This is a genomic window from Streptomyces sp. MGP-P1 (assembly GCF_057766565.1).
Window position 1 is genome coordinate 409,137 of the sequence record NZ_JBYMEM010000005.1, and the last position, 16,132, is coordinate 425,268.

14 protein-coding genes are annotated in these 16,132 nt (G+C 72.2%); 6 read left to right on the forward strand and 8 right to left on the reverse strand.

Annotated features, from left to right (window positions below):
• The gene (locus tag AC3CH1_RS11260; RefSeq protein WP_488462763.1) at positions 1 to 837 is read left to right on the forward strand and encodes a phosphatase PAP2 family protein; all 837 of its coding nucleotides are present in this window, start codon (positions 1 to 3) and stop codon (positions 835 to 837) included.
• Here the strand turns inward: AC3CH1_RS11260 and AC3CH1_RS11265 are convergent.
• Entirely contained in the window at positions 831 to 1,337 is a 507-nt protein-coding gene (locus tag AC3CH1_RS11265) for a hypothetical protein (protein WP_488462764.1), read from the reverse strand. The two genes, AC3CH1_RS11260 and AC3CH1_RS11265, sit on opposite strands and share 7 nt — an antisense overlap.
• A 265-nt stretch (positions 1,338 to 1,602) precedes the next feature.
• On the opposite strand from AC3CH1_RS11265, the gene AC3CH1_RS11270 reads away from it, so the two are divergent.
• Complete coding sequence (locus AC3CH1_RS11270) at positions 1,603 to 1,845, forward strand: DUF6411 family protein (protein WP_488462765.1); 243 nt, start codon at positions 1,603 to 1,605, stop codon at positions 1,843 to 1,845.
• Between the two features lie 91 nt (positions 1,846 to 1,936).
• Here AC3CH1_RS11270 and AC3CH1_RS11275 read toward each other — a convergent pair whose 3' ends face one another.
• Both AC3CH1_RS11275 and thpR read right to left on the reverse strand, forming a co-directional pair.
• Positions 1,937 to 2,926: an aldo/keto reductase gene (locus AC3CH1_RS11275; RefSeq protein ID WP_488462766.1), complete on the reverse strand. Its 990-nt coding sequence runs from the start codon at positions 2,924 to 2,926 to the stop codon at positions 1,937 to 1,939.
• A gap of 203 nt (positions 2,927 to 3,129) precedes the next feature.
• Complete coding sequence (thpR, locus tag AC3CH1_RS11280; protein ID WP_488462767.1) at positions 3,130 to 3,726, reverse strand: RNA 2',3'-cyclic phosphodiesterase; 597 nt, start codon at positions 3,724 to 3,726, stop codon at positions 3,130 to 3,132.
• 101 nt (positions 3,727 to 3,827) lie between these two features.
• Here thpR and AC3CH1_RS11285 point away from each other — a divergent pair, with 101 nt between their 5' ends.
• The gene (locus AC3CH1_RS11285) at positions 3,828 to 4,412 is read left to right on the forward strand and encodes a Uma2 family endonuclease (RefSeq protein ID WP_488462768.1); all 585 of its coding nucleotides are present in this window, start codon (positions 3,828 to 3,830) and stop codon (positions 4,410 to 4,412) included.
• Positions 4,413 to 4,486: 74 nt separating this feature from the next.
• Here AC3CH1_RS11285 and AC3CH1_RS11290 read toward each other — a convergent pair whose 3' ends face one another.
• Positions 4,487 to 5,821 carry an MFS transporter gene (locus AC3CH1_RS11290; protein WP_488462769.1) on the reverse strand — a complete coding sequence of 445 codons (1,335 nt, stop codon included), beginning with the start codon at positions 5,819 to 5,821 and terminating at the stop codon, positions 4,487 to 4,489.
• 135 nt (positions 5,822 to 5,956) lie between these two features.
• Positions 5,957 to 6,397, reverse strand: a complete 441-nt coding sequence (locus AC3CH1_RS11295) for a MarR family winged helix-turn-helix transcriptional regulator (protein ID WP_007452526.1) — start codon at positions 6,395 to 6,397, stop codon at positions 5,957 to 5,959.
• 134 nt (positions 6,398 to 6,531) lie between these two features.
• Here AC3CH1_RS11295 and AC3CH1_RS11300 point away from each other — a divergent pair, with 134 nt between their 5' ends.
• Positions 6,532 to 6,750, forward strand: coding sequence for a hypothetical protein (locus AC3CH1_RS11300; RefSeq protein ID WP_488462770.1), 219 nt, complete (start codon positions 6,532 to 6,534; stop codon positions 6,748 to 6,750).
• 84 nt (positions 6,751 to 6,834) lie between these two features.
• Here AC3CH1_RS11300 and AC3CH1_RS11305 read toward each other — a convergent pair whose 3' ends face one another.
• On the reverse strand, positions 6,835 to 8,289 hold the full coding sequence (locus AC3CH1_RS11305; RefSeq protein ID WP_488462771.1) for an NCS2 family permease: 1,455 nt from the start codon (positions 8,287 to 8,289) through the stop codon (positions 6,835 to 6,837).
• A gap of 214 nt (positions 8,290 to 8,503) precedes the next feature.
• Here AC3CH1_RS11305 and AC3CH1_RS11310 point away from each other — a divergent pair, with 214 nt between their 5' ends.
• On the forward strand, positions 8,504 to 8,842 hold the full coding sequence (locus AC3CH1_RS11310; protein ID WP_488462772.1) for a DUF2530 domain-containing protein: 339 nt from the start codon (positions 8,504 to 8,506) through the stop codon (positions 8,840 to 8,842).
• 189 nt (positions 8,843 to 9,031) lie between these two features.
• Positions 9,032 to 11,623: an HAD-IC family P-type ATPase gene (locus tag AC3CH1_RS11315; protein ID WP_488462773.1), complete on the forward strand. Its 2,592-nt coding sequence runs from the start codon at positions 9,032 to 9,034 to the stop codon at positions 11,621 to 11,623.
• 87 nt (positions 11,624 to 11,710) lie between these two features.
• Here AC3CH1_RS11315 and AC3CH1_RS11320 read toward each other — a convergent pair whose 3' ends face one another.
• Both AC3CH1_RS11320 and AC3CH1_RS11325 read right to left on the reverse strand, forming a co-directional pair.
• Entirely contained in the window at positions 11,711 to 12,589 is an 879-nt protein-coding gene (locus tag AC3CH1_RS11320; protein ID WP_488462774.1) for a calcium-binding protein, read from the reverse strand.
• Between the two features lie 258 nt (positions 12,590 to 12,847).
• The gene (locus AC3CH1_RS11325; protein ID WP_488463476.1) at positions 12,848 to 16,054 is read right to left on the reverse strand and encodes a sacsin N-terminal ATP-binding-like domain-containing protein; all 3,207 of its coding nucleotides are present in this window, start codon (positions 16,052 to 16,054) and stop codon (positions 12,848 to 12,850) included.
• Positions 16,055 to 16,132: the final 78 nt, after the last annotated feature.

Below are 16,132 nucleotides of genomic sequence, written 5' to 3' on the forward strand. Positions count from 1 at the left end.
GTGCCACGATCTCTTTCCCGACCCCCCGCTCCGGAGCCGCACGGCGCGGGGCCCCGGGCCGAGCAGGACCGGACCCGCCGTGCGGACCGCCGCCTCGGTGTACGCCTGCTGGCGGCGGTCGGGGCGGGCGCGGTCGCGGCGGTGCCGTTCGCGCTGCTCGTGATCCTCGTCGAGGGAACGTGGCCTCCCCTTCAGCGCCTGGACGCCGGTGCGGCCCGCCGACTGCACGAGGTGGCCCTGGACCACCCGGGGTGGACGGCCACGCTGCGCATCCTGTCGGACTGGGTCTGGGACCCCGCCACGCTGCGCACGGCCGTCGCCCTGCTCACGGTGTGGCTGCTGTACCGGCGGGCGTGGCGGCTGGCGGCGTGGGCCGCGACCACCGCGATCGGCGGCGCGCTGATCGGGGTGCTCGCCAAGGTCGTGGTGGAGCGGGCCAGGCCCTCGCTCCAGGACCCGGTGGCCCGCGCGCCCGGCTACTCGTTCCCCTCGGGCCACGCGATGACGGCCGCCACCTCGTGCGCCGTACTCCTGCTGGTGCTGCTGCCGCTGGTGCCACGCAGGTGGCGGGGGCTGTGCTGGGGAGCGGCGGGGATCTCCGTCCTGGGCGTCGGCTTCACCCGGATCGCGCTCGGCGTGCACTGGTTCAGCGACGTCATCGGCGGATGGCTGTTGGGAGGCGCGGTCGTCGTCCTGACCGGCTGGGCCTTCGATGCCTGGCGGATCGACGCCGGCCGCCGTCGCACGGACGCGTCGGAAGGCCTCGAACCCGAGCTGGTGGACGAGCACCCGGAGCCGGAGGCGTACGGCACCCGGCACGGCGCGCGGGATCAGTAACCCTGACCGACCATGAAGGAGTCGAATTCCAGCGTCAGTGACCGGGCCTCGGAGAGGTGCGCCTCGCTGTCCCCGTCGACCAGCACGAACGCGCAGACGCCCTGCTCCGTCCGGACGACCCACATGGCGCGGTCGCCCTCGCGCAGCAGCGCGAGCTCCAGGTCACGCCCGGTGACGGCGTCGGAGACCAGCTCCCGGCTCTCGCGCTGCCAGGGCACGCCCGCGATCCACAGGCCACGGGGGTGGACGGCCTCCTCGCACACCGTGCACAGGGCCTCGACGTCGTCCGGCGCCCCGCGCTCCGGACCCGTGCCGCCGGCCCCCGCGCCATGCGCCATCGACCGGAAGTACGGCCACCCGTCCGCACCGGCGCGCCCCGCGACGGCGAAGAACCCCGCCCCGGCCGAGAACGCCGCGGCGGCCAGGACCGGTGATCTCTCCTCGCCGAGAGCCAGATGCGTGCGGAGAACTTCGTCCCACTGGTCGGTCACCGGAGACATCGGTGCGTCCTTTCGTCGGCTTCCGCCGGGCCGTTGTCACGGCCTCGGCGCTGGTCGGCCCCCGGGCAGAAGCCCGGCTCCCCCGGCGGCCCCGCTTCTCCTGCCCGGGTATCTCCTCGTCAGACCGTTCTGCGGCCTCGCGGGGAAGGACGCGACCGGCACCGCCCGAGGGCGCCGGTCGACGTGGCGCCGGGTTCGAACCCCGCCGGCGGGGCATACGGCGCAGACACCACCCGCGAACAACAGCACGTGAAAAGGAGTTGCCATGATCGTCGTAGGGATTGTCGCAGTCTGTGTCGTTCTCGCCGTACTCGCCTTCTTCGTTCCGCGGCTCTCCCGCCGTCCGGAGCGCGGTACGCAGCGCACGCTCGGCCTGGGCTCTCGCGCGGGCAGCAAGGCGCCCGGTGTCCTGGGCCGCATCTTCAGCAAGCCGTTCCGCAGCAGCTCCAAGGCCGTGAGCCGGAGCGGCTCGGCCGGCCGACGCACCCGCGGCCACATGCCGTTCTGAGAGACGCCGGCGAACGAGTCCGGCCGCCGACGGAAGAAGCGGGGGTCACCCGGCACTGTGCCGGGAGACCCCCTTCTCCCCGTTCACGCCCCTACCAGGCGAAGGCCTCCGGCGAAGGCCCCGGGCCCGGGAAGATTTCGTCCAGGCCCGTGAGCACGGCCTCCGGGAGGTCCAGTTCCAGGGCGCGCAGGGCGCTGTCCAGCTGGTCGGCGGTGCGGGGGCCGACGATCGGGCCCGTGATGCCGGGGCGGGTCAGCAGCCAGGCCAGGGCCGCTTCGCCGGGTTCCAGGCCGTGCTTGTCGAGCAGGTCCTCGTACGCCTGGAGCTGGGACCGGGTGGCGGGGTCGGCCAGGGCGTCGGCGGCGCGGCCCGAGGCGCGGCGGCCGCCCTCGGTCGTCTTCCTGATGACGCCGCCCAGCAGGCCGCCGTGGAGCGGCGACCACGGGATGACACCGAGGCCGTAGTCCTGCGCGGCGGGGATGACCTCCATCTCGGCGCGGCGCTCGGCGAGGTTGTAGATGCACTGCTCGCTGACCAGGCCGAGCGAACCCCGTCGGGCGGCCTGCTCGTTGGCCTGGGCGATCTTGTAGCCGGGGAAGTTCGAGGAACCGGCGTACAGGATCTTGCCCTGCTGGACCAGGACGTCGATCGCCTGCCAGATCTCGTCGAAGGGCGTGTCGCGGTCGACGTGGTGGAACTGGTACAGGTCGATGTGGTCGGTCTGGAGGCGCTTGAGCGAGGCGTCGACCGCGCGCCGGATGTTCACGGCGGAGAGCTTGTCGTGGTTCGGCCAGGCGTCGCCGCCGGCGGCCATGTTCCCGTACATCTTGGTGGCCAGGACCACCTTGTCGCGCCGGCCGCCGCCCTGCGCGAACCAGGTGCCGATGATCTCCTCGGTACGGCCCTTGTTCTCGCCCCAGCCGTAGACGTTGGCCGTGTCGAAGAAGTTCAGGCCCGCGCCGAGCGCGGAGTCCATGATGGCGTGACTGTCCGACTCGTTGGTCTGCGGGCCGAAGTTCATCGTCCCGAGGACGAGCCGGCTGACCTTGAGTCCCGTGCGTCCGAGCTGTGTGTACTTCATGACGCCCCAGCCAACTCCTTCGAGTCCACTCCAGGCAAGCCTGTGCCCCGGACACGCCGGACGGGCACGGCCTCCCGGCGGTCCGCCGGTGTCAGCCGCCCAGGGCGGCCCCCACGGCGACGACGACGAACATCAGCACGAGCACGGCCGCCATGATGCGGTTTCTGGTCTTCGGGTCCACCCTTCGAGCGTAACGGCACCGCTCACCCGCCGAGCGCCCAGGCCCGCACCGTCTCGTAGCGCGGCCGCTCCCCCGGCACCCCGGACACCGGCGGATCACTCCGTACGAGACTCAGCTCACCCGCCTCCCAGCGTTCCCCCTCGAACCCCGCCAGCGCCGCGGTGAAGGGCCTCAGGTCCGCCTCGCCCCGGCTCCGGGCCAGCGTGAGGTGCGGGGCGTAGCGGCGGTGCTCCTCCATCGGCAGCCCGGCCCGCCGGGCGGCGGCGCCGGCGCGCTCGGCGAGCAGCCGCAGCGTGTCGAGCCCGCCCGCCGCCCCGGCCCACAGGGCCCGCCCGCCGAAGTGCCCCGCCCCGTGCACGCGGAGCGGAAAGGGCTCGGTGCGGTGGGCGGCCCGCTCCAGGCGCGCGTACAGCTCCGGCAGGACGTCCTCGGGGACCTCGCCGTAGAACGCCAGGGTGTAGTGCCAGTACTCGGGTCCCGTCCACCGCAGGTCCCCCGCGCCGGGCAGTGCGTGCAACGGGGCGAGCGCGGCCCGGAGTCCGGCGACGGCCCCGGCGGGCGGCAGGAGGGCGGCGAAGAGGCGCTGGGTGGGCGGAGTGCCGGAGCGGTGGCTGCTCATGCGCGCGAGTCTCGCAGGTCCGGGCGGTCCGGGGCGCCGGGCCTATCGTTGTCCTACGCGGCTGCCCGCACGCCCGTGCGGCAGCGGGGAGGAGCGGCACGATGACCGTCGTAGACACCGACAGGATCGACATGGCCGACATCAGCGACGAGCGCACCCTGGACATGATGTTCGAGTGGCTTGAGCCCGTCCCCGAGGGATTCAAGGTCGAGATCGTCGAGGGGACCGTTCACATGTCGCCGCAGCGGGACACACACTGGGAGATCACCTTCGACATCCTGGAGCAGTTGCGCACCACTTACGGACGCCGGCAGCTGAAGACCGACGTGCGCATCGACTTCCCCGGCCTTCTCAACGGCTTCGCCCCCGATGTCGCGGCTGTCACGCAGGACGCCGCCAAGACCGCCGACGGCCGCTGGCGCTACCAGGACGTCGAGTTCGTCGCCGAGGTGATCTCCAGGAGCACCGCCGCCAACGACTACGGCTCCAAGAAGGCCACCTACGCGCTCGCCGGTGTCCCCATCTATCTCATCGTCGATCCGTACACCGGCACCTGGCACCTGCACACCCTCCCGAAGGAGGACGAGTACCGCAGTGTCCTGAGTCTGGACTTCGGCACCCCTGTCGACCTCACCTCGACCGTCGTCGGCCTCGTCCTCGCGACCGACGCCTTCCCCCGCGACTGAACCCGCGACCGACCCCGTCCGGGCATACGGAACCGCCCTCCTCCCGGTCCGGGAGGAGGGCGGTTCCGTGCGGGTCACGCCGCCGTCGCCAGCTGCTCGCGCGGGACGAAGCGGACGTGCGGGCGGCCCGGGCGGAGGTCGACCTTCAGGCGGAGGCCGCCGACGCGGGCGAGGGCGAAGCCGACGCCCAGGGCGGCGATCACCGAGATCGCGCCACCTGCCGCGAAGCCGGTGCGAGCGCCGTACGTGTCGCTGATCCAGCCGACGATCGGGGCGCCCACCGGCGTACCCCCGGCGAAGACCATCATGTACAGGCTCATCACCCGGCCCCGCATCTCCGGGTCGGCGGCCATCTGGACGCTCGTGTTCGCGGTGATGTTCGTGGTCAGGCCGAGCATGCCGATCGGGACCAGCAGGATCGAGAACAGCCAGACCGACGGGGACAGCGAGGCGGCGATCTCCAGCAGCCCGAACGCCGTGCCCGCGATCACCAGCATCCGCAGCCGCGTGGAGCGGCGGCGGGCCGAGAGCAGCGCGCCGACCAGCGAACCGGCCGCCATCAGGATGTTGAAGAACGAGTACAGGCCCGCGCCGCCGTCGAAGATCTCGTCGGCGTAGGCGGTCAGCCAGATCGGGAAGTTGAAGCCGAACGTGCCGACGAAGCCGACCAGGACGATCGGCCAGATCAGCTCGGGGCGTCCCTTCACGTAGCGCAGGCCCTCGCGGAGCTGGCCCTTGGCGCGGGGGACGGTCACCGACGCGTGCATCTCGTCGGTGCGCATCATCAGCAGGCCGACGAGCGGGGCCAGGAAGGAGAGGCCGTTGAGCAGGAAGGCCCAGCCGCTGCCGACCGTGGTGATCAGGACGCCCGCGACGGCGGGGCCGATGAGCCGGGCGGACTGGAAGTTCGCCGAGTTCAGGCTGACCGCGTTGCGCAGTTGCGCGGGGCCGACCATCTCGGAGACGAACGACTGACGGGCCGGGTTGTCGACGACGGTCACCATGCCGAGGAGGAAGGCGACCAGATAGACGTGCCAGACCTCCACGACACCGGACAGGGTCAGGACGGCCAGCGCGATGCCGCACAGGCCGAGCAGGGCCTGGCTGACGAGCAGTATCTGCCGCTTCGGCAGGCGGTCGGCTATGACGCCGCCGTACAGGCCGAAGAGGAGCATGGGAAGGAACTGGAGGGCCGTGGTGATGCCCACGGCCGTCGCGGAACCCGTCAGGCTCAGCACGAGCCAGTCCTGCGTGATGCGGGACATCCAGGTACCGGTGTTGGAGATCACGGCGCCCGTGGCGAACAGGCGGTAGTTACGGATCTTCAGCGACGAGAAGGTCCCGCCGGTCTTGCTCTCGTGGGTGGAAGTCGGTGCGGGGGCGGAGTCTGCTCCGGATCCCGTACTCAAAAGGGTTCGCCTCCTCGGGCGTCTGCGGCGTTCGGTCCGACGAGGACGTGACGACGGGCGCTCCGGCGGTGATCCGGACCGGACCGGTTCATGCTTCCGGTCCGGCGGCGGATCACCGTCGGCGCGCCCGCGGGGTCACAGGTGGGCGAGCTTCTCCAACACGGGCGCGGCGGCCCGAAGCGTCTCCCACTCGTCCTCGTCCAGGCCCTCGGCGAGGTGGGACAGCCAGGCGTTCCGCTTGGTGCGGCTCTCCGCGAGCATGGCCTCGGCCTGCTCGGTCTGGCTGACCCTCTTCTGCCGACGGTCATCGGGGTGCGGTTCCAGCCTGACCAGACCCTTCGCCTCCAGCAGCGCGACGATGCGGGTCATCGACGGCGGCTGCACGTGCTCCTTGCGGGCCAGCTCACCGGGGGTGGCCGAGCCGCAACGGGCAAGGGTGCCGAGCACCGACATCTCGGTGGGGCTCAGCGACTCGTCGACACGCTGGTGCTTCAGTCGACGGCCCAGCAGCATCACGGCGGAGCGAAGGGAGCTCACGGCGGCGGCACTGTCGCCGTCGTGGATCAGGTCAGGCATGTTTGTTAGCGTAACTCATTACCCAATCTAAATACCACCTGGTGGTACACGCGCGAGAAACCGATCACCCGAACGAGTGAGTGAGAAGCGGAAAGTGACGCAAGGAGCGCTCCGGGGCGGCGACCCTGCTGGACATGGGATCGACAGTGCTCAGCCTGCGGATAGACGGTGAGCTGCTCGACCGGCTCCGGCAGCACGCCGCGAAACGCGGAATGAGCGTCCAGGACTATGTGGTCCGGACGCTCATTCGCGACGACTTCGACGAACGCTTCCATACGGCCGTCGAGGAGACGGAGAAGTTCTACGGCGACCCCGGGGGAGCGCGACGCCACCGATCGACTCCAGGAGCGTGACGCCACCGCTCACGTGAGGCCGGCGGGCGGCGTCACGGAGAACCGATCACGTGCCACCGGCCGACGGCGTCACGGAGAACCCGATCACGTGAGGCCGAGCGCCGGCATCGCGTAGTAGAAGACGAACACCGCCGAGACCACGTACATGGCCACCGGCACCTCACGGCCGCGCCCGGCCGCCAGACGCAGCACGGAGAAGGCGACGAAGCCGATGCCGATGCCGTTGGTGATCGAGTACGTGAACGGCATCATCACCATCGCGAGGAACGCCGGGACCGCGAGCGTGTAGTCGCTCCAGTCGATGTCCCGCACCGAGCCCGCGATGATCAAAAAGCCGACCGCCAGCAGGGCGGGAGTGGCCGCCTGCGACGGGACCATGGTCGCCAGCGGTGTGAGGAACAGCGCCACCGAGAAGAGCAGACCGGTCACCACGCTCGCCAGTCCGGTGCGGGCGCCTTCGCCGACGCCCGCCGTGGACTCCACGAAGCACGTGGTGGCGGAGGAGGAGCTGCCGCCGCCCGCGGCGACCGCGATGCCGTCCACGAACAGCACCTTGTTGATGCCGGGGAAGTTGCCTTCCTGGTCCATCAGCTTCGCCTCGTCGCCGACGCCCAGAATGGTGCCCATCGCGTCGAAGAAGCAGGACAGCAGCACGGTGAAGACGAACAGGACGCCGGTCAGGACGCCGACCTTCTCGAAGCCGCCGAACAGACTGACCTCGCCGAGCAGCCCGAAGTCCGGCGCCGAGACCGGGTTGCCCGGCCACGCGGGCGTCGTCAGGCCCCACGCCCCGTCGGGCATTCCGGCCACCGCGTCGATGACCACGGCGACGATCGTCATGGCGACGATCGAGATCAGGATCGCGCCGGGCACCTTGCGGACGATCAGCGCGAGCGTGAGCAGCGCGCCGAGGACGAAGACGAGCACCGGCCAGCCGTCGAGGTGGCCGCTGCCGCCGAGCTGGAGCGGCACGGTGGTGTGCGCGGCGTCCGGCATGCGCGAGACGAAGCCCGAGTCGACGAGGCCGATCAGCAGGATGAAGAGGCCGATACCGATCGCGATGCCCTTGCGCAGCGACTTCGGCACGGCGTTCATCACGCGTTCCCGCAGCCCGGTGGCGACCAGCAGCATCACGACGATGCCCGCGAGGACGACCATGCCCATCGCGTCCGGCCAGCTCATCCGGGGAGCGAGCTGGAGCGCGACGACCGTGTTGACGCCGAGACCGGCGGCGAGCGCGATCGGCACGTTGCCGATGACGCCCATCAGCAGGGTGGAGAACGCGGCGGACAGCACGGTGGCGGTGACCAGCTGTCCGTTGTCGAGCTGGTTGCCGTACATGTCCTTCGCGCTGCCCAGGATGATCGGGTTGAGCACGATGATGTACGCCATCGCGAAGAACGTGGCGAACCCGCCGCGGAACTCGCGCGCGACGGTCGACCCCCGCTCGGAGATCTTGAAGAACCGGTCCAGGCTGCCCTGGGACTGCGGCGTCGCGGGGGGCGGGGAGTCGACCGGAGCGGTGGCCGAGGGGGGCATGGGTGACCTCAGTCGTACGTAGAGGGGTGGATGCGATGGGGCGGGCAAGGTGATCGAAGTTGGATGTTCAGACGAACAAATCGAGCCAACCCAAAGCAGATTCAGTATGAATACATCAAGCGAAGATCGCTATCTCCGCGCGTAGACCCGCGTGGCCCCTTGGGCCGGCCCGGGCCGTACACCCCCCGATCGGGTGGCCCCATACACTGAACTCATGGAGAAGTGGACACCGAAGCACGAGGCGCCCGAGCCCCTGGAGGGCCCCGTCGTCGCCACCGTCGTCGGCGGCACGATCCTCTGGCTCGTCCTCTTCCTCGCCCAGCTCCCCTTCTACGGCTGGTTCGCCGACCGGGGCCACACCTGGTGGGTGTGGACCCCGCTGGCCGGGGCCGGACTCGGCCTGATCGGCATCTGGTACGTCCGGGGGCGCGAAGCCGCCCTCAAGCGCCACGCCGCCAAGGTCGAGGCCAAGGACGCCGCGGGGGCCGCGGCCACGGACAGCGCGCTGGGCGGCACCCCGGCGGGCCGCGCCGACCGGACGGGAACCGCCTGACCGGAACCGCGTGCCGGGTCGCCTGACCGGAACCACGTGACCGGGTCGCCTGACCGGAACCGCGTGTCCGGGTCGCCTGATCCACTCGGCCCACCCCCGTACGACCACGGGACCGTCTTCGTCCTCCCCCGGTCGGATCTTCGACCCTCCGGTGGGTGATCCGGCGCGCACGCCCGTACCGTCGAAGCCATGACGCAGCGGGCACTCGATTCCTCCGGGGAGCAGCCCCCCGGAACCTCCCGGCCGGCCATGATCGACGCGGGGGCGGAACTCGACCCCGTGCACCCCATGGAGCCACCGCCCGCCCGTCGACCGGACGGGCTGAGCACCGCCGAGGTCGCCGAACGGGTCGCGCGCGGCGAGGTCAACGACGTACCCGTACGTTCCTCGCGCTCGGTCACCGAGATCGTCCGGGCCAACGTCCTCACCCGGTTCAACCTGATCATCGGCGTGCTCTGGGTGATCATGCTGTTCGTCGCGCCGATCCAGGACAGCCTCTTCGGCTTCGTGATCGTCGCCAACACCGGCATCGGCATCATCCAGGAGTGGCGGGCCAAGAAGACCCTGGACAGCCTCGCGGTGATCGGCGAGGCGAAGCCGACCGTGCGGCGCGACGGGGTCGCCGCCGAGATCTCCACCTCCGAGATCGTCCTCGGCGACCTGATCGAGCTCGGCCCCGGGGACAAGGTGGTCGTGGACGGCACGGTCGCCGAGGCCGACAGCCTGGAGATCGACGAGTCGCTCCTCACCGGGGAGGCCGATCCGGTGGTCAAGCAGGCCGGCGACCCGGTGATGTCCGGCAGCTTCGTCGTCGCGGGCGGCGGCGCGTTCACCGCGACGAAGGTGGGCCGCGAGGCGTACGCCGCACAGCTCGCCGAGGAGGCGTCGCGCTTCACGCTCGTCCACTCGGAGCTGCGCAGCGGCATCAGCACGATCCTGAAGTACGTCACCTGGATGATGGTGCCGACCGCGATCGGGCTGATCATCAGCCAGCTGGTCGTGAAGGACAACAACTTCAAGGACTCCGTCGCACGGACCGTCGGCGGCATCGTCCCGATGATCCCCGAGGGCCTGGTCCTCCTCACCTCCGTCGCCTTCGCCATCGGCGTCGTACGGCTGGGCCGCAAGCAGTGCCTGGTGCAGGAGCTGCCCGCGATCGAGGGCCTCGCCCGGGTGGACGTGGTCTGCCTGGACAAGACGGGGACCCTCACCGAGGGCGGCATGGACGTCACGGAGGTCCGGCCGCTCGACGGGAGCGACGAGGCGTACGTGACGCGGGTGCTGCGGGCGTTCGGCTCCTCGGACCCGCGGCCCAACGCCAGCCTCCAGGCCATCATCGACGCGTACCCGGCGGGCGGCGGAGACGCGCCCCCTTCGGCCGACGGCGACACGCGCCCGACGGCCGACGGCGACCCGCCTCCGGCCCCCGGAGGCAACACGCTCCCTTCGGCCGGAGGCAACACGCCCCCGGCCGCCGGCGGCGACGCCGAGACCTGGACGGTCACCGACGCGATGCCGTTCTCCTCCGCGCGCAAGTACAGCGGCGCGGCGTTCGCCGAGGCCGACGGAACGGCCTCCGCGTGGCTGCTCGGCGCCCCCGACGTGCTGCTCTCCGAGGACGACGCGACCCTCACGGAGATCGAGCACCTCAACGAGCAGGGCCTGCGGGTGCTGCTGCTGGCCCGCGCCGAGGGCGAGCTGAACGCGCCCGGCGCGGCGGCCGGAGCCGTCCCCACCGCCCTGGTCGTCCTGGAGCAGCGGCTGCGGCCGGACGCGGGCGACACGCTCGCCTACTTCGCCGACCAGAACGTGGCCACCAAGGTCATCTCCGGCGACAACGCGGTCTCGGTCGGCGCGGTCGCCGGGAAGCTGGGCCTCGCGGGCGCGGAGAACACGCTGGACGCCCGCAGGCTGCCCTCCGATCCGGACGAGATGGCCACGGCCATGGAACAGAACGCGGTCTTCGGCCGGGTCACCCCGCAGCAGAAGCGGGACATGGTGGCCGCCCTCCAGTCGCGCGGCCACACGGTCGCGATGACGGGTGACGGGGTGAACGACGTCCTCGCCCTCAAGGACGCCGACATCGGCGTCTCGATGGGCTCGGGCTCGGAGGCGACGCGGGCGGTGGCGCAGATCGTGCTGCTGAACAACAGCTTCGCGACGCTGCCCTCGGTGGTCGCCGAGGGCCGCCGGGTGATCGGCAACATCACCCGCGTCGCGACGCTCTTCCTCACCAAGACGGTCTACTCGGTGCTGCTGGCGATCCTGGTGGTCTGCACCCAGGTGGAGTACCCGTTCCTGCCGAGGCACCTGACCCTGCTCTCCACGCTGACCATCGGCGTACCGGCCTTCTTCCTGGCGCTCGCGCCCAACAAGGAGCGGGCCCAGCCCCACTTCGTACGCCGGGTCATGCGGTACGCGATCCCCTCGGGCGTCATCGCGGCGACGGCCACCTTCACGACGTACCTCGTGGCGCGGAACCACTACAGGGGCGAGGGCGCGCTGGCGGCCGAGACGAGCGCGGCGACGCTGACGCTGTTCCTGGTCTCGATGTGGGTCCTGGCGATCATCGCCCGCCCGTACACCTGGTGGCGCGTCGGCCTGGTGGCGGCGATGGGGCTCGGCTTCCTGATCGTGCTCGTGGTGCCGTGGCTCCAGGACTTCTTCGCGCTGAAGCTGGTCGGCACGACCATGCCGTGGACGGCGGTCGGCATCGCGGTGGCGGCGGCCGCGCTGCTGGAGTCCGTCTGGCGCTGGGTGGGGCGGCGCTTCGGGATGTAGGGGGCCCCGGGCATCCCCCGGGAGGCGTGGGCACGGGAAAGCCCCCGGGAGGACGGTGGTCCTCCCGGGGGCTTTCGCCTGTCGGTCCTACTTCACGTCGAGGAAGTCGCCCTTGGCCGAGACGGCCGGGGTGGTGGACGTACCGGCGAAGCTGTAGCGCCAGGTGCCGTCGGCCGAGGCCTTGACGGTGGTCTTCAGGGTGCCGGTGGAGCTCGTCTTGACGGTCTTGACCGTCGTGTAGCTCTTGGCGCCCTTCTTCTTGAACTGGAGCTTCACGGGCTGCGCGGTGTAGCCCTTGTACGTGCCGGTCTCCCAGTTGGCACGGGTCAGCTTGCCGGTGACCGTGATGGTCTTGCCCTTCTTCACGGGCTCCGGGGAGGCGTTGACGGTCAGCTTGGAGAAGCGCTGGACGCGGCTCTTCGTCTGGGTGTCGTCCCAGATGAAGTCCTCGTCGCTGCCGGTGGCCGCGAGCGCTCCGGCGCCGACCTTCCAGGTGCCGGCGAGGCTGTTCGTGTAGAGGTCGTCGGACCGCGGGTCGACCGTGAACGAGACGGTGCAGGTGGAGGTGGTCGGGTCGGCCGAGACCTTGCACTTGCCGACCGGCTCCGTGGGAAGGAGAATCCCGTCGACCTCGTCGATGTGACCGTGCCACAGGTAGGCGAACGCGTCGGCGATGCCGGACGGCGACGAGGCCGTGATCGCGGCGGTGAACTTCTGCTTGGACTTCGTGCCCACCACGATGTCCTTGCCGCCGTTGACGACGACCTTCTTGATGACGGGCGTCTCGACTGCGCGGGCGGCGCGGGCGGCGGCGGCGGGCGCGCCGGGCTCGGCGGCGAAGACGTCAGCGCCGGACGGCACGCTGAAGCCCGCCTCGGGCTTCTCGTCGGCCTGGACGGCCGGTACTGCGAGAGCGGAAAGGGCCAGGGCGCCGGAAACGGCGGCCACGGTGGCACGAATACGCATGTGTCCCCAAGTGGAGAAGGGGCCCCGGGGCGCGCTTGCGTCGTCTGCCCGGCGGGGCCCATCTGATCCATGAGCCTCTTGGCTCACAGGAACAGACAGGCGAACGAGGTGAACGGTTGTGCGGATCTGTGACTTTTCTGTGAAACAGGTCGAGGCGAAGCACTCCCTGGGCCCTGCGCTCCGGGAGCGCCCCGCGCCGGTCGCTACGTGACGTCGAGCTAGTCACCGGAGGCGTTCACGGTGAGCCCCGTGACCGCCTCAGTCGAACCAGCGGTCCCGGGCCAGCTCCTCCGTCCGGGACGGGTCCTCCAGCAGGGCCGCGACCTCGAAGCGGCGGGGCCACTGGCCGGCCGCCCAGGCCAGGCCGGCCGCCACACCCTCCAGCGTCGCGGCGTGGACGATCCCGTCCGGGGTGCGGCGCCAGTCCAGTTCGACGCCGCCCGCGCGGAGTTCGGGGTGTTCGACGTACGTGTCCGGCGTCGCCGGTCCGAGCAGGACGCGGACCGGCTCCGGTACGCGGTGCTCCTCGCCCTCGCTCGTCACGCCCGCCTCGATCGTCTCGCCGAGCCGCCGCACCTGGAGCAGCTCGGCCAACTCGGCGGCCCGGGAGGGGCTTACGGGGAGCAGCGGCAGGCCCTCCGTCAGCGGCAGCACGTCGGGGGCGTCCGCGATCACGGCGTCCGCCGCGTCGACCACGGTCACGTCCCCGTCCACCACCGCGCGCAGCTCGTCCGGCAACGTCACCTGGTCCGGGTCCAGCTCGGCGAGCGCCGTGTAGAGCGCGTGCAGTTGTACGGGGGTGACGGGACGGTCCTCGTCGGCGAGCCGGCCCAGCAGCTCCGCCGCGCCTCCCGGCTCGTCCAGCAGGGCTGCGACCGAGGTGCGCACCCCGAGGGCCCGCAGCACCTGGGCGTCGTCGAAGCCGGTCGCGTCCACCGCGTCGTAGAGCCCGGCCAGCCGGGGGTCGCCGCCCGCCGCGCGCAGTCCTGCCGGGCGGCGGCCGTCCAGCACGGGGTGGTCCCGCAGCCACCACGCGGTGTACGGGCGCACCGACTGCGTCGTGCCGTCCGGGAGCAGCACCCGCACCGGCTGGGTCAGCGCGTCGCGCAGCGGCGGCTTCGCCAGCATCGCGAGCGCCTGCGGCCAGGCGTCGTCGTCGACCAGGTCCAGATCCCGCACGGCGACGATCTCGGTGGCGACGGGCGGCACCGGCGTCTCGGGCAGCTGGTCGAGGAGGTCCTCGCACCACACGTCGACGGCGTCCAGCAGCCCGGCGTCGTCGGGTTCGGCGAAGTCGCTGTCGCGGGGCTCCAGTTCGTCCGGGTCCAGGACGACATCGGTGGCCCGCACGAGGGCGAAGGTGGCGAGCACCCCGCAGGCGGTGAGCGGGCCCTCCCCCCAGCGGTCGGCCAGCTCCTGGTCGGCGAGGGCGAGTTCACCCTCGCGCATGACCTGCGCGAACGGGCTCCCGGGGAGGACGAGTTCACCCGCCGGGGACAGCTCGCCGTCTTCGTCGGGGAGGGCGAGCGCGCCGAGCCAGGGCTCGTCGCCGGGGGCCAGCTCGGCGTCCCGGACCAGGGTGAGCACGGTCTCGGCCAGCTCCTCGCCGTCGAGCGCGTCCTCGTCCCAGATCTCCCCCGCGTCCAGCGAACCGGCGACGGCCGCCCGCACCTGAGGGGTCCTCAGCACGGCGCGCGGTGTGGCGGGCAGGGCCCCGAGCTTCTCCAGCAGCGGGTGCGCGGCGTCCGGGTGGGCGACCTTCAGCCCGAGCCGGGAGAGCCGGGCGAGGACGGGACCGGTGAGCGCGTCCAGAAGCGGCAGCAGGATCTGCCGCGGTCCGATCGTGGTGCGCGGCGGACGGCCCGCCCGCTCGTCGTCCGGGTCGCCCGCGAGAGGGACGGGGAGGCCGGTGAGCCGGTCGGGGTCGGTGCCCGCGAGGCTGTCGTAGAGCCGGTGCCACCAGGCGGGGTCGCGCTCCAGACCGGCGAGGCGGTCGATGGCCTCGGTCAGGGGGACGCGGGCGACGCCCAGGGCGCGCAGCTCGGTGCGCCGCTCCAGGCCCGCGGGCAGCAGACAGGGCAGCACCTCGGCGAGCACCCGTACGGTCTCGGCCCCGACTCCTTCGACGACCTCGGCCTCGACGGGGCGGAGGGCGGAGGTGTCGGCGGCGCTCTCCGTACCGTCCCGGTCCCAGTCGTCCGCCCAGCTCCGCTCGGCCTCGGGGTCCCGGGGCGCGGCGGGCTCCAGGAACGCGACCCGGGGCAGCCGGGCCAGGATCGCACCGCGCAGGGCCCCGTCCAGGCCGCCCTTGCCCAGCGGCCCCGGCACCAGGTCGATGGTCCCGGTCGACACGGGCCGCCAGGAGCCCAGCAGCTCCGCGTACGCGTCGGCCGCCCGCTCCACCAGGAAGTCGGTCAGCGGCCCCGGCGCGGGGTGCCTGCGGGCGGTGTCCAGCGGGAGGGAGGCGATGAGCAGGGCGGGGATGCCGAGCGGCTCGTCGGTGGGCGTCGGGGCGTGCACGACGGGTGCGGTACGGGGGTGGAGCGGGGCGCCCTCTTCGTCGACCGGGACCGCCCAGGTCACCGACCAGTGCGGGCGCAGCCGCTCCTCGACCGGGCGGTCGGCGAGCAGGGCGGGCTCGATGGGCCCGTGGTGGAGCACGGTGCGCCAGCGGCCCAGACCGCGCGCGGAGTCGTCGACGTGCGTGTACGGGCCGTGGGCCGAACGGCTCAGGGTCCGCGTCCCGTCCGGGGTCTCGATGACGACCTCGTCCAGGCCCGGCAGGGTGAGCAGCAGCGCGTCGTCCACGGCGGCCAGCAGCCGGGCCACCAGGTCCTCGGCGGTGCCGTCGCGCAGCGGCAGCACGACGACGGTGTCGTACCCGTCGGGCGCGGAGCCCTCGGCGGGCAGCGGCAGGCGCAGCAGCGGTACGTGTCCGTCGCGGCGGCGCAGCTCGTCGCCGAGGCCGGGGCTGCCGACGGCCGCCCCCCGGGCCAGCTCGCGCGCCTCCGCCAGGGACCAGCGCACGCCGCCGTGCCGGCCGAGCACGGCGGGCTCGTCGCTGACCGCGAGGACGGCGGCGAACCCGACGCCGAAGCGGCCGACGGACGACTCGTGGCCCTCGCGCTTGGCGGAGGCCCGCAGGGTGCTCAGGGACTCCACACCGGTGGCGTCGAGCGGCGCGCCGGTGTTCGCGGCGGCCAGCACGCAGCGGTCGTCCGGGTCGCCGGGGGCGGCGGGGTGCAGGGTGAGACGGAGCCGGCCGGGGACGCGGGCGCGGGCGGCGGCGTCGGCGGCGTTCTGGGCCAGCTCGACGACGAGGCGGTCGCGGTAGCCGCCGAGCGCGAGGTCCTCCTCGGCGTTGGCGTCCTCCCGGAACCGGGCGGGCCCGGCCCCCCAGGCGTCGAGCACGCCGCGCCGCAGCCGTGCCGTCCCGAACGGATCGGCCCCCTCGGTCGCCTTCATGCTCACGCTCTCGACTCCGTCCGCTGGGTGGGGACCGCGTATGCCTGTGCGGCCCAGTGTGCGCCCGAAGGTACCGCG